The organism is Brevundimonas sp. UYEF29, from assembly GCF_040546195.1.
Lineage (GTDB): Bacteria > Pseudomonadota > Alphaproteobacteria > Caulobacterales > Caulobacteraceae > Brevundimonas > Brevundimonas huaxiensis.
The window spans coordinates 134,221-147,005 of sequence record NZ_JBEPNH010000007.1; the positions used below are offsets into that span (position 1 = coordinate 134,221).

General features: G+C 66.5%; 12 protein-coding genes. 5 read left to right on the forward strand and 7 right to left on the reverse strand.

Translation table 11 applies throughout. The features are described 5' to 3' along the window. Positions 1-100: 100 nt before the first annotated feature. From ABIB58_RS12295 to ABIB58_RS12315, 5 genes are all read right to left on the reverse strand, one after another. A complete protein-coding gene (locus tag ABIB58_RS12295; protein ID WP_354041169.1) occupies positions 101-1,996 on the reverse strand; it encodes a M2 family metallopeptidase in 1,896 nt (631 codons plus the stop codon). A gap of 64 nt (positions 1,997-2,060) precedes the next feature. Then, positions 2,061-2,753: a monofunctional biosynthetic peptidoglycan transglycosylase gene (gene mtgA / locus ABIB58_RS12300; protein WP_354041171.1), complete on the reverse strand. Its 693-nt coding sequence runs from the start codon at positions 2,751-2,753 to the stop codon at positions 2,061-2,063. Then, positions 2,753-3,718 (reverse strand): WD40 repeat domain-containing protein, encoded by a 966-nt coding sequence (locus tag ABIB58_RS12305; RefSeq protein ID WP_354041217.1) that lies wholly within the window; start codon positions 3,716-3,718, stop codon positions 2,753-2,755. Before ABIB58_RS12305 ends, mtgA begins: the two co-directional genes overlap by 1 nt. A gap of 49 nt (positions 3,719-3,767) precedes the next feature. Beyond that, on the reverse strand, positions 3,768-4,706 hold the full coding sequence (locus ABIB58_RS12310; RefSeq protein ID WP_354041173.1) for a pirin family protein: 939 nt from the start codon (positions 4,704-4,706) through the stop codon (positions 3,768-3,770). Positions 4,707-4,745: 39 nt separating this feature from the next. Next, positions 4,746-5,234, reverse strand: a complete 489-nt coding sequence (locus ABIB58_RS12315) for an Lrp/AsnC family transcriptional regulator (protein WP_066553406.1) — start codon at positions 5,232-5,234, stop codon at positions 4,746-4,748. A 161-nt stretch (positions 5,235-5,395) separates the two neighbouring features. Here ABIB58_RS12315 and ABIB58_RS12320 point away from each other — a divergent pair, with 161 nt between their 5' ends. The 5 genes from ABIB58_RS12320 (at position 5,396) to lpdA (ending at position 11,386) form a co-directional block, all read left to right on the forward strand. Continuing rightward, positions 5,396-6,631: a thiamine pyrophosphate-dependent enzyme gene (locus ABIB58_RS12320; protein ID WP_354041176.1), complete on the forward strand. Its 1,236-nt coding sequence runs from the start codon at positions 5,396-5,398 to the stop codon at positions 6,629-6,631. 2 nt (positions 6,632-6,633) lie between these two features. After that, positions 6,634-7,758, forward strand: a complete 1,125-nt coding sequence (locus tag ABIB58_RS12325; RefSeq protein WP_502909753.1) for an alpha-ketoacid dehydrogenase subunit beta — start codon at positions 6,634-6,636, stop codon at positions 7,756-7,758. A 1-nt stretch (position 7,759) separates the two neighbouring features. Next, positions 7,760-9,409, forward strand: a complete 1,650-nt coding sequence (locus ABIB58_RS12330; RefSeq protein WP_354041178.1) for a 2-oxo acid dehydrogenase subunit E2 — start codon at positions 7,760-7,762, stop codon at positions 9,407-9,409. 67 nt (positions 9,410-9,476) lie between these two features. Further along, on the forward strand, positions 9,477-9,992 hold the full coding sequence (locus tag ABIB58_RS12335; RefSeq protein ID WP_354041180.1) for a hypothetical protein: 516 nt from the start codon (positions 9,477-9,479) through the stop codon (positions 9,990-9,992). Then, the gene (gene lpdA / locus ABIB58_RS12340) at positions 9,989-11,386 is read left to right on the forward strand and encodes a dihydrolipoyl dehydrogenase (protein WP_354041182.1); all 1,398 of its coding nucleotides are present in this window, start codon (positions 9,989-9,991) and stop codon (positions 11,384-11,386) included. Before ABIB58_RS12335 ends, lpdA begins: the two co-directional genes overlap by 4 nt. Here lpdA and ABIB58_RS12345 read toward each other — a convergent pair whose 3' ends face one another. Next, complete coding sequence (locus tag ABIB58_RS12345) at positions 11,387-12,184, reverse strand: SDR family NAD(P)-dependent oxidoreductase (RefSeq protein WP_354041184.1); 798 nt, start codon at positions 12,182-12,184, stop codon at positions 11,387-11,389. It lies immediately after the preceding gene. Between the two features lie 7 nt (positions 12,185-12,191). Then, on the reverse strand, positions 12,192-12,662 hold the full coding sequence (locus ABIB58_RS12350; protein ID WP_354041186.1) for an Rrf2 family transcriptional regulator: 471 nt from the start codon (positions 12,660-12,662) through the stop codon (positions 12,192-12,194). Positions 12,663-12,785: the final 123 nt, after the last annotated feature.

Sequence of the window (12,785 nt, forward strand, 5' to 3'; positions counted from 1 at the left end):
CCGAGGGCGTAGATCGCCCGAATACCGCCCGAATAGCCTTTAGTTTGCCATTGGGCCGTTAAGGGAAGCCTCAAAGGGAACGGTTAATCCCGAGTAGAGCTCAGGCGGCGTTCCATCCGCACTGATGACCCCGGTTCTGTTCCTGGAGCCAGACGTTCAGCGGGGCGAAATAGTCGGCGATGGCCGAGGCGTCGTTGCCGTCGTCGCCGGTGAAGGCCTTCATCGCCTCCTGCCACGGCCGCGACTGCCCCATTTGCAGCATGGCGTTGAAGCGGGCGCCGACCTCCTTGTTTCCATAGACGGAGCAGCGATGCAGCGGCCCGGTCCAGCCGGCCTGTTTGCAGGCCGCGCGCTGGAACTGGAACTGATAGATGGCCGCCAGGAAGTATCGCGTATAGGGCGTGTTGCCGGGCACATGGTACTTGGCGCCCGGATCGAAGGCGTTGGCCGGACGCGGACCGGGCGGGACCAGACCCTGATATTGCAGCATGTCTGCGGTCCAGGCGGTATTGTAGGCGGCCGGCGCCGTCTCGCCCGAGAAGACGTCCCAGCGCCAGCGATCGACCATCAGGCCGAACGGCAGGAACGCGATCTTGTCCAAGGCCATCTTGAGCAGAAAGGGAATGTCCTCCTCGGCGCCCGGGGTGGTTTTGAGCAGGCCGATCTGGTTCAGATAGGTGGGGGTCAGGGCCGACAGGCCGACGAAGTCGCCGATGGCCTCGTGGAAGCCGTCGTTGGCGCCGTTCCGGAACAGCATCGGCTGGTTCTTGTAGGCGCGCTGATAGTAGTTGTGACCCAGCTCGTGGTGGACGGTGTAGAAGTCGTCGCCGTTGACGTTGGTGCACATCTTGATGCGGATGTCGTCGGCGTTGTCCAGGTCCCAGGCCGAGGCGTGACAGACGACTTCGCGGTCGCGCGGGCGAGTGATTTGGCTGCGTTCCCAGAAGGTCTGGGGCAGCGGATCAAGACCCAGCGAGACGTAGAAGCCCTCGCCCGTCTTGACCATTTTCGTCGCGTCGTAATCGGCGGCCTTCAGCAGTTCGGTGAGATCGTAGCTGGAAGCGCCGCCGCTGGGCGGGGCGACCACGTCATAGATATTGCCCCATTGCTGCGACCACATATTGCCCAAGAGATCGGCGCGGATCGGGCCGTAATCAGGCTGGACCGCATCGCCGTATTTGGCGTTCAGTCGGGCGCGCACATAGCAGTGCAGATTCTCGTAGAAGGGCTTCACCTGCGCCCACAGCCGGTCGGTCTCGGCTGCGAAATCGTCGGCGGGCATGTCGTAGCCTGACCTCCACAGGGCGCCGGTGTCGGCGAAGCCCAGTTCGCGCGAGCCTTCGTTGGCGATCTCGACCATGCGGGCGTAGTCGTCGCGCATGACTGGCGAGATGGTGCGCCAGCCTTCATACAGCGCCTTGGTCTCGGCGGGATCGCGGCTGTCGGCCAGGATCAGCGAGGCCTCGTCCAGCGTGATCGGCTTGCCCTTGAAATCGAACTTGCCGGTCGAATAGGTGGAATCCAGCCGCGTGGTGATCTGGGCCAACTCTTCGGCTGCGCCGGGACGGTTGGGGGCGGGCAGGACCAGGCTGAGCCGCAGCAGGTTCAGCTTGCGGCGTACGACCGGATCGACCTGGACGTCGTTGAACTTGGCCGCCTGATTGGCCAGCTGGACCTGAAGCTCGGTCGCTTCGGCGTTGGCCTTGGACTCCAGCCACATCGTGTCGAAGGTGATGTTGGTGGCGCGCGCCCACTGGATGCGGGCGACATATTCGCTGACCTCGGCCCATTTGGTTTCGGCGTCGGCGATGAAGGCGGTCGCGCCCTCGGCGGTGATCGGATAGTCGGCGCGCATGCCGCTGACGGCGGGTGCGGGCGTGGTCGAGGCCGTTTGTTCGACGCCTGGCGCGCCGGCGGCGGGTTCGCTGGTGCTGGCGCAGCCGGCGGCGAAGGCGAGGGCGCAGACCGCGACGGCGGTCATCATCTGACGCTTCATGATGGATCTCCTGAACAGCGCGGGCAGGAGAGGTCAGGCCCGGTCGCCCGTCAAGCGTGGCGGTTCAGCGGCCGACGACGCAGGTGTTCAGACCCTCGTTGCGCACCGTGCCCATGGCCGCCTGAATACGCGAGGCGCGCCGACGCACATAGGGGCCGGGCGCGGCGGCTTCGTAACGGCGCGGGGCCGGCAGGATGGCCGCCAGACGCGCGGCCTCGCGCGGGGTCAGGTCGCGGGCGTCCTTGCCGAACCAGTGGCGAGAGGCGGCCTGGGCGCCATAGACGCCGGGTGCCCATTCCACCACGTTCAGATAGACCTCCATGATCCGGCGCTTGGACCACACGGCCTCGATCAGGACGGTGTAGCCCGCTTCCAAACCTTTTCGGATCCAGTCGCGGCCGGGCCAGAGGAAGACGTTCTTGGCCGTCTGCTGGCTGATGGTCGATCCACCGCGCAGACGCCCGCCTTCGGCGTTGTGGTCCAGGGCCTTCTGGATCGCCTCCATGTCGAAGCCATGGTGGCTGCAGAACCGGGCGTCCTCGGCGGCGATGGCGGCGTTCACCAGATTGGGCGAGATCTGGTTCAGACCGCGCCACTGATAGTCCATGCCGTCGCCCCTCGCGAGCTGGCGCAGCATCAGTATGGTGGGCGGCGGCGGGACGATGGCGACGATCAGCACGCCCGCGACCGGGATCAGGGCGAGGATCAAAAGCGCGGTCAGCACCACGCGACGCCAGTTCTTGCGGCCCGTCGCCATCAGAGGATCAACACCCCGGCGGCGCCGTCTTCGTCGGCCCAGGCCACCTTGTCGACGGCGGGGCTAAGCGACAAGGCGACGATGGCCGGCCCCTTCTCGGCCTTGACGAAATTCAGACCCTGGGCCGCCGGATGCGCGACCCAGACCCGACCGTCGGTCAGGCCGGCGGCCAGCAAACCCTGATCGGCGCGGGCCGAGACCAGATTGACCAGGGTCGTGTCGTCATAGCCGATCTCGGTCGCCTCGCGGCCCATGGGTCCGTTTGATCCGATGAAGGGCCACAGGACCGCGCCCTGCGCGCCTGAGGTCGCCATCAGCTGACCATTGGCCAGGAAGGCCATCGAGCGCACCTTGCCCGGATAGCCGCCCATGCGCAGGTTCTTGGCGTCCTTGATGCGCCAGCCGTGCATCTGATTGTCCTGCATGGTCGTGACGACGAAGGCGCCGTCGGGCGAGAAGGCGACGCCGGTGTGCGACCCGGCCCAGGCCAGCTTCACCGGTTGCTGTTTCTCGATCCGTGCATACCACAGGGCCGCCCCGCCATAGGTCGAGGTGGCGATGCGCCTGCCCTTGGGCTCGAAGGCGACGCCGGAGACGGTGCGCTCGTGCTGGAAGTCGCGCCGGAAGCCCACCTCCTTGGGGTCGATCACCGACAGGGTGCGGCCGAAGGAAAAGGCGATCAGGCCCGAGGCCGGCGAGGCGTCGATGGCGTCGATCCATTGGTTCTTCGCCGTCGCCAGGACGACGACGTCTTCGTCGCGGCGCGTCCAAACGACCTTGCCGTCGTCGCCGCCGGTGACGATCCCGTCGCCGGACGGATGAACGCAGGCGCACAGCACGGCGCCGTCGTGCGCCTCCACCCGCGTCCGGTCCTCGAACCGGACCGAGCCGTCGCCAAGGGCGAAGACAGCGCCGGTGTTGTCGAACAGGGCGGCGGTGACCTGGGCGTCGAAATCGAAGTTCATAGGCCGCATGTAGCGACCCGACCTTGCCGCGTCACCTTCTGCTTGCCCGCTAGACCGGATCAGTCGGCTTGGGCGTCACTGGCGCAGGCTCCGCCTGCGCCTTTGCCGGTTCGTCGGGCAGGGGGATGAACTCCAGATCGTCCGCGTCCGGCAGCGTCATCCGGCCCGCCTTCCAATCGGCCTTGGCCTGATCGATGCGGGCCTGGCTGGAGGCCACGAAATTCCACCAGATCAGCCGTTCACCCACCGGCTCGCCCCCCAGCACCATGACGGTTGATTGGGTCACGGCCTTTACCGTCGGCTCGGCCGTCGGCTCCAGCACGATCATCTGGCCCTCGTGGAAGGTGCGGTCGCCGACCTCGATGGAGCCCTTGGCCACATAGAGCGCACGCTCGCTCATGCCCCCGGCGCCCTTGCCGGACGGCGGGGCGGTGCGCACGCCGGGCTGAAGCTCCCAATGGATATAGAACAGCGGCGACGACACCGGCACAGCCGCCTTGGCGCCGTAAGCCTCGCCCGCGACCAGCCGCGCGAACAGGCCGCCGTTCTCGTAGGCCGGCTGGGCGTCCTCGCCCAGGTGATGGAAGGCCGGGTCCATCTCTTCGGCCTCATCGGGCAGGGCGACCCAGGCCTGCATGCCGTGCATCGGCCCGCCCCTGCTCTTCTTCAGCGGATCGGTGCGCTCGGAATGGACGATGCCCTTGCCGGCGGTCATCCAGTTGACCTCGCCCGGCCGGATCGCCTGATCGTAGCCGAGATTGTCGTGGTGCATGATCTCGCCCTCGAACAGATAGGTCAGGGTCGACAGGCCGATATGCGGGTGAGGGCGCACGTCGATGGCCGTGGCGCCCGGCGCGAACTCGGCCGGCCCCATCTGGTCCAGGAAGATGAAGGGCCCGACCATCCGGCGCGAATGGAAGGGCAGGACGCGCCCGACCTCGAACCCGCCCAGGTCCTTGCGGCGCGCGTCGATCACCAGTTCGATCATGTGTCGGCTCCCAAAGCGGCCCGCGCCGCCTGAGCCACGTTATCCGACGTGAGGCGTGATGATGCCAAGAGGCAGGGCGGTCACATTCTTCACGCCGCGCGTGACGATGTGGCTTTCGCAGTCCGAGACGATGCCAAGGGCCAGCAGCTTCTCGCGCAGGAACAGGTCGAAGGCGTGCATGTCCGAGGTGATGATGCGCAGCACATAGTCCTCGCGCCCCGTGATGGTGGCGCACTGGACCACTTCCGGCCATTTGGCCACGGCGGCCTCGAAGACATTGAGGTTTTCCGCCGACGGCAGCATCAGTTTCACGATGGCGTAGACCTCGAAGTCCAGGCCCAGCAGCTGCGCGTTCAGTAGGGTGACGCGCTTGGTGATCAGGCCGGAATCCTCCAGCCGCTTGATCCGCCGCCAGCAGGGCGAGGCCGACAGTCCGACGCGATCGGCGACCTCTGCGACCGACAGCCCGGCGTCTTGTTGCAGGATATCCAGGATGCGGGCGTCGATGGGGTCGAGTTCGTCGGCCAATGCGTTTCTCCGATTATGATTATCGCGAAATAAAATACCCGATATCGGGATTGCGCAAGGTCAAATTGAGCGAGCACCTGCTTAAGCGGCGTGTTATCACACGTCCAGAGGAAACACGGACGGACCCCAGAACGGATATGGACGCCCGCATGAACGATAAAATGAACAAAAAGAACAGCCAGCCCCTGTCCTTGCGCGTGCCGGAGCCGTCGGGCCGTCCCGGCGATACGCCGGACTTCAGCCATCTGCAGATGGACCCTGCCGGTGTCGTCGAACGGCCCGAGGTCGGATCGACCCCCTATCAGATGCGCGATCTCGCCTTCCGCCTGATTCGGGTGCTGGACGATGAGGGCTCCGCAGTCGGTCCGTGGAACCCACGTCTGGATCCCGAGACGATGCGCCGCGGCCTGAAGGCCATGATCCTGACGCGCGCCTTCGACGACCGGATGCACCGCGCCCACCGCCAGGGCAAGACCAGCTTCTACATGAAGTGCACCGGCGAAGAGGCTATTGCGGTCGCGCAGGGCATGATCCTGAGCCGCGAGGACATGGGCTTCCCCACCTATCGCCAGCAGGGGCTTCTGATCGCACGCGGCTATCCGCTGGTCGCGATGATGAACCAGATCTATTCCAACGCCGAAGATCCGATCAAAGGCCGCCAGCTGCCGATCATGTATTCGGCCAAGGACTATGGCTTCTTCACCATCAGCGGCAACCTCGGCACCCAGGTGCCCCAGGCGGTCGGCTGGGCCATGGCCAGCGCCTACAAGGGCGACGACAAGATCGCCATCAGCTGGATCGGCGACGGCGCCACGGCCGAAGGCGACTTCCACAACGCCCTGACCTTCGCCAGCGTCTATCGCGCGCCGGTCATCCTGAACGTCGTCAACAACCAGTGGGCCATCAGTTCCTTCCAGGGCATCGCCGGCGGGCTTGAGACCACCTTCGCGTCCAAGGCCATCGGCTATGGCCTGCCGGCCTTGCGGGTGGACGGCAACGACTTCCTGGCGGTCTGGGCCGCAACCCAGTGGGCCGAGGAGCGCGCCCGTTCGAACCGGGGGGCGACGGTGATCGAACTGTTCACCTATCGCGGCGCCCCGCACTCGACCTCCGACGATCCCAGCCGCTATCGCCCCGGCGACGAGCACGAGAAATGGCCGCTGGGCGATCCGCTGGACCGTCTGCGCCGGCACCTGACCGTAATCGGCGAGTGGGATGACGAGCGCCACGCCACGGCCCTGCGCGAGGCGGTCGAACAGGTCCGCGCCGCCGGCAAGGAATCCGAAGCCATCGGCACCCTGGGCCAGTCGCGCCCCAGCGTGAAGACGATGTTCGAAGAGGTCTATGCGACCGAAGACTGGCGGCTGATCGAACAGCGCCGCGAGGTGGGGGTCTGACCATGAGCGAGCAAACCTCCTTCACCGACGCCGATCGCAATGACGGCGTCGAGCCGGACATGGTCGACCAGAACGCTGCTCCGGCCTCTGTCGCGCCCGACGGCGGCGTTGTGCCGATGAACATGATCCAGGCGCTGAACTCGGCCATCGACGTCAAGATGGCCGAGGATCAGAACGTCCTGTCGTTCGGCGAGGACGCCGGCTATTTCGGCGGGGTCTTCCGCGTCACCGACAAGCTTCAACAGAAGCACGGCCTGACCCGCAGCTTCGACGCTCCGATCAGCGAATGCGGCATCGTCGCCGCCGCCATCGGCATGGGCGCCTATGGCCTGCGTCCGGTGGTCGAGATTCAGTTCGCCGACTACATCTACCCGGCCTACGATCAGATCGTCTCCGAGGCGGCCAAGATGCGCTACCGCTCGGGCGGTCAGTTCACTTCGCCTATCGTGGTGCGCAGTCCCTATGGCGGCGGCATCTTCGGCGGCCAGACCCACAGCCAGTCTCCGGAAAGCCTGTTCACCCATATCGCCGGGCTGAAGGTCGTCATTCCGTCCAATCCCTATGACGCCAAGGGCCTGTTGATCGCCGCCATCGAGGACGATGATCCGGTCGTCTTCTTCGAGCCGAAACGCCTCTACAACGGCCCGTTCGACGGCTGGCACGAGAAGCCGGTCTCGCCGTGGAAAGCGCAGGACCTGGCCCAGGTCCCGACCGGAAAATATGTCGAGCACATCGGCAAGGCGCGGGTCATGCGCGAAGGGAACGACGTCACCATCCTGGCCTATGGCACCATGGTCTGGGTCGCCCTGGCCGGCGCCGAACACGCCGGCGTGGACGCCGAGGTGATCGACCTGCGCAGCCTGGTGCCGCTGGATATCGAGGCAATCGAGGCCAGCGTGAAGAAGACCGGCCGCTGCGTCATCGTGCACGAGGCGCCCAAGACCTCGGGCTTCGGCGGAGAACTGTCGGCCCTGGTGCAGGAGCGCTGCTTCTATTCGCTGGAGGCGCCGATCGCCCGCGTCACCGGCTGGGACACGCCCTATCCCCATGCTTTCGAATGGGAATATTTCCCCGGTCCGCAACGGGTCGCAGACGCCTTGAAGAGCGTCATGACGGGAGGTCGCTGACATGGGTCGTTTCGTCTTCAAACTGCCCGACGTGGGCGAAGGCACCGCCGAGGCCGAACTGGTCGGCTGGCACGTCAAGGTCGGCGACACGGTCGCCGAGGACCAGATCGTCGCCGACGTCATGACCGACAAGGCCACCGTCGAGATCACCGCCCCGGTCAGCGGCAAGGTCATCGCCCTGCACGGCGAACCCGGCGCCATGGTGCCGGTGCGCGGCCCCTTGGTGGAGTTCGAGGTCGAGGGGGCGGGCAATGCCGATGACGCACCGACGCCCGTCGCCGTCGCAAAGCCGGATCCCGCGCCCGTGATCGCCGAGGCGCCGAAGGTCGAAACGCCGGCAGCCCCCGCTGTCGAGGCGCCGACATCCGGCAACTATGTCTTCAAACTGCCCGACGTCGGCGAAGGCACGGCCGAGGCCGAGCTGGTGGGCTGGCACGTCAAGGTCGGGGACGCGGTCGAGGAAGACCAGATCATCGCCGACATCATGACCGACAAGGCCACGGTCGAAATCACCTCGCCGGTCGCCGGAACGGTCGTCGCCCTGTACGGCGAGGCGGGCAGGTCGGTGCCGGTCGGCGGACCGCTGGTCGCGTTCGATGTCGAGGGTCGGGGCAATGTCTCGACGCCCGTCGCGGCGCCGAAACCGGCCCCGAAGCCGGCGGAGAATGCGACGGCGGCTTCCGCCGCGGTTTCGACGGCTCAAAGGGCGCCTTCAGCGACTGCGCCGTCCAAGCCTGTTCCCGCCCTGACGGGCCGCGCGCCTGGCGAACGCCCGTCGGCCTCGCCGGCCGTGCGCAATCGCGCGCGGGACCTGGGCGTCGATCTGACCTTCGTGCCCGGGTCCGGCCCGGCGGGTCGGATCACGCACGAGGATCTGGACGGCTTCATCGCGCGCGGCGGTTCGCAACCTGCGTCGGCGCCGTCCGGCGGCGGCTCGACCTATGCGAAGGCGCAAGGGACGACCGAGGTCAAGATCATCGGCCTGCGCCGCAAGATTGCGGAGAAGATGGCCGAGAGCGTGCGCCGCATTCCCCACATCACCTATGTCGAGGAAATCGACATGACGGCGGTGGAGGAGTTGCGCGCCCACCTGAACGCGACGAAGTCCAAGGATCAGCCCAAGCTGAACGTCCTGCCCTTCATCGCCCGCGCCATCGTCGTCGCCCTGCGCGACCAGCCCCAGATCAACGCCACCTATGACGACGAAGCCGGCGTCCTGACCCAACACGCCCCGGTCCATCTGGGCATCGCCGCCCAGACCCCGAATGGCCTGATGGTGCCGGTGGTCCGCCATGCCGAGGCGCGCGACCCCTACGATACGGCTCTGGAAATCGCGCGTGTGTCGGGCGCCGCCAAGGAAGGTTCGGCCAAGCGTGAGGAACTGTCGGGTTCGACCATCACCATCACCTCGCTGGGCACGCTGGGCGGGGTGGTCCACACCCCGATCATCAACCACCCCGAGGTCGCCATCGTTGGTCCGAACAAGATCGCCGAACGGGTCGTGGTCAAGGACGGCCAGATGGTCGTGCGCAAGATGATGAACCTGTCCTCCAGCTTCGATCACCGCATCGTTGATGGGCATGATGCGGCGGTGTTCGTGCAGCGGATCAAGGGGCTTTTGGAGAACCCGGCGACGCTCTGGATGGGTTGATGCCCATTTTCTAAGCGGGAAAGCGAGGTCCGCCCGCGTCTATGGCTATCACCTCGAAACTGGCGCCATGGCTCTTGATGATCCTTTCTCGTCGCCGAGAGAGGAACATCGGGATCGGAAGGGTAATGTGATGCGGCAATTCAAAGTCAAAGCGCTGACCTTTGGCGCCAGCCTGCTAGCAGCCGTCGTCGCCTCGTCCGCGAACGCCTGCATACCCGAGCCGCCGCCGGCATGGTCGTCTCTGCTACGGTCCGATGGGCCGGCGCTGTTCATCGGGCGCGTGACGACGGTGGAGCGTTTGGCTGAACCCAGGCGGACGCCGACCATCGAGGTTATTCAGTCCGAGGCGACCATCGCCAGACTGGAAACGCTTCAAGGCGCTCCGCAAGAGACATACACCCTGACCGCTGCGGAAACCGCCCGTCCGCTGGGCGGCTATCAAGGCATGATTTGCGTCGACTTTCAGCGCGTCAAACCCGGCGACATCGTTTTGGCCATGGAATCCGGATCCGGTGCGGTCCGCGTTTTCGAGCCCCAGCAAGTTCCTCCGCAGTTCAGCACCCGCCTTGAGGCCTATCGTTGACCCAGACCCTGAAAACCAAAGTCCTCATCATTGGCGCGGGCACCGGCGGCTATGTCGCGGGCATTCGCTGCGGCCAGTTGGGCCTCGACACCGTGTTGGTGGACGGCGGCGATGGGCTGGGCGGCACCTGCCTGAACGTCGGCTGTATTCCGTCCAAGGCCATCATCCATGCGGCGGGCAAGTTCGAGACGGTGGCCAAGGCGGCCGGCGGCGGGACGCTGGGCATCACGGCGGCGGCGCCGGCCATCGACCTGTCGCAGACGGTCGCGTGGAAGGACGGCATCGTCCGTAAGCTGAACGCGGGGGTCGCGGCCCTACTGAAGAAGGCCAAGGTCAAGGTCATTAAGGGCTGGGCCGATTTCGCCGACGCCAAGACCTGCGTGGTGAAAACCGACGAAGGCGACATCCGCATCACCGCCGAACACGTCATCCTGGCGACGGGGTCCGAGCCGGTCGAACTGCCCTTCCTGCCGTTCGGCGGCGACGTCATTTCCTCGACCGAGGCGCTGAGCCTGTCGGACGTCCCCAAGAAGCTGGTCGTCGTGGGCGGCGGCTATATCGGCCTGGAACTGGGCATCGCCTATCGCAAGCTGGGCGCCGAGGTGGCCATCGTCGAGATGGCCGAGCGCATCCTGCCGCTCTACGACAAGGCCCTGACCGATCCGGTCGCCAAATGGCTGGAGAAGCACGGGGTCGAACTGCATCTGGGCGCGCGCGCCGGGGGCTTCGGTGACGGCAAGCTGTCCATCACGACGAAGGACGGCGAGCCGCTGCAACTGGACGCCGACAAGGTGCTGGTCACGGTCGGTCGGCGTCCGCGTACGCAAGGCTGGGGTCTGGAAAACATGGGCGTGGCCATGGCCGGTCCGTTCGTGAAGATCGACCAGCGCTGCGCCACCTCGATGAAGAACGTCTGGGCGGTCGGCGACCTGACCGGCGAACCCATGCTGGCCCACAAGGGTTCGGCCCAGGGCGAAGTGGTCGCCGAAATCATCGCCGGCCACGACCGCATCTTCGATCCCGTCACCATCGCCGCCGTCTGTTTCACCGAGCCGGAAATCGTCTCGGCCGGTCTGGGCTCGAACGAGGTCGCGGGCCGCGACGATGTGATCCAGTCGGTCTTCCCCTTCGCCGCGATCGGTCGCGCCCTGGCCATCGAGGCGGGCGAGGACGGCGGCTTCGTGCGGGTGATCGCGAACAAGGGCGATCATCGCATCCTGGGCATCCAGGCGGTGGGCCAGCATGTGTCGGAACTGTCCAACAGCTTCGCCCAGATGCTGGAGATGGGCGCAGTGCTGGAAGACGTCGCCGGGACGATTCACGTCCACCCGACGCTGGGCGAAGCCTTCCACGAGGCCAGCCTGCGCGCCCTCGGGCACGCCATCCACATCTGATCAGATCCGGTCCAGCCGCTTCGCATGGTTCGCCACCATGCGGAGCGCCAGGCCATCGGGCAGGAAGCGGGCCAGTCCGGCCATGACGTTGTTCATGACGCCGGGGGTGACGCTGGGACGGTTGGCCTCGCAGGCGTCATAGCCGATGCGCGCCACGCGCGCGGCGTCCATCCACATCCAGGCCGGGTAGGCGCTGGAGACCTGGTCGCGCGAGCCGTTGACGTCGTGGAACTCGGTCAGGGTGTAGCCGGGGTTCAACACCGTCACGTGAACGCCGGTTCCCTGCGTCTCCAGATGCAGGCCTTGCGACGCCTTGATCAGAAAGCTCTTGATCGGTCCGTACAGGGTGTCGCCCCCGGTCGCAGGCATCTGGCCAGCCAGGGAGGCGACGTTCAGCACTCGGCCGAAGCCGCGCTGGATCATGCCGGGCAGCAACAGCCGCGACAGCTCGACCGGCGCGGTCAGCATGACCTGGATCATGGCGCGGTGCGCGCTCAGGTCGGTGTCCAGAAAACCCGTGACCCGGCTGAAACCCGCATTGTTGACCAGGCCGTCGATGGTCAGTCCACGGGCCGCGATGGTCGCGACCAGCCGCTCGGGCGCCTCGGGGTCGGACAGGTCTTCGGGAATGACGGTCGCGGTCACGCCGCGGGCGGCGGTCAGTTCGTCAGCCAGAGCCTGCAACGGGGCTTGGCGACGCGCCGTCAGGATCAGATTCCAGCCCTCGGCCGCATAGGTCCGGGCCAGGGCCGCGCCGATGCCGGCCGAGGCGCCGGTGATCAGGACGGTCCGGTTCACGGCGCGATCAGGCCGCGACGGGGCAGGACTTGTGCGGCTCAAAGGCCGCCAGCGCGATCGGGTTTTCGGCCAGAAGGTCGGCGATGGTGATCTTGGACAAAGCCTCGGTCGCGGCCTCGTCGGCGGCGGTCAGGGCCTTGGCCACCTGGCGGGGGATGTGTTCGCTGATCGGGCAGCCCTTGGCGCCGGCGGGTGGCGAGCCGATGTGGGCGCAGCCGTTCACAGCCTTCAGCACCTGATCCAGCCGGATGTCCCCGGGCTGGCGCAACAGCCAGGAGCCGCCGGTCGCGCCCGGACGGGTGGCGATCAGCCCGGCCTTGGCCAGCAGGGCGGTCACGCGGCGCACCACGACGGGATTGGTCGGGATCGAGGACGCCAGCACGCCGCTGGGCATCGCCTGCGCAGGCCCGAACGCGCCCTTGTGGGCCATATAGGCCAGGGCGTGGGCGGCGACGGGGAAGCGTTGGCTGTCTGACATGGTTCTGTTCCTGGTGCGAAAATAGGCGTTCAGGGTCCGAATCACAAATCGCGCCGCAGAACGCCGAAACCGAATCCGTTGCGGCGCGATTGAAGACCGCGTGGAATGGGCCTAAAGGCTCGC

Bases quoted from the DNA above. Each gene is read 5' to 3' on its own strand.
- ABIB58_RS12295 (WP_354041169.1), bottom strand. From the start codon at position 1,996: ATGAAGCGTCAGATGATGACCGCCGTCGCGGTCTGCGCCCTCGCCTTC.
- mtgA (WP_354041171.1), bottom strand. From the start codon at position 2,753: ATGGCGACGGGCCGCAAGAACTGGCGTCGCGTGGTGCTGACCGCGCTT.
- ABIB58_RS12305 (WP_354041217.1), bottom strand. From the start codon at position 3,718: ATGAACTTCGATTTCGACGCCCAGGTCACCGCCGCCCTGTTCGACAAC.
- ABIB58_RS12310 (WP_354041173.1), bottom strand. From the start codon at position 4,706: ATGATCGAACTGGTGATCGACGCGCGCCGCAAGGACCTGGGCGGGTTC.
- ABIB58_RS12320 (WP_354041176.1), top strand. From the start codon at position 5,396: ATGAACAAAAAGAACAGCCAGCCCCTGTCCTTGCGCGTGCCGGAGCCG.
- ABIB58_RS12325 (WP_502909753.1), top strand. From the start codon at position 6,634: ATGAGCGAGCAAACCTCCTTCACCGACGCCGATCGCAATGACGGCGTC.
- ABIB58_RS12330 (WP_354041178.1), top strand. From the start codon at position 7,760: ATGGGTCGTTTCGTCTTCAAACTGCCCGACGTGGGCGAAGGCACCGCC.
- ABIB58_RS12335 (WP_354041180.1), top strand. From the start codon at position 9,477: ATGGCTCTTGATGATCCTTTCTCGTCGCCGAGAGAGGAACATCGGGAT.
- ABIB58_RS12350 (WP_354041186.1), bottom strand. From the start codon at position 12,662: ATGTCAGACAGCCAACGCTTCCCCGTCGCCGCCCACGCCCTGGCCTAT.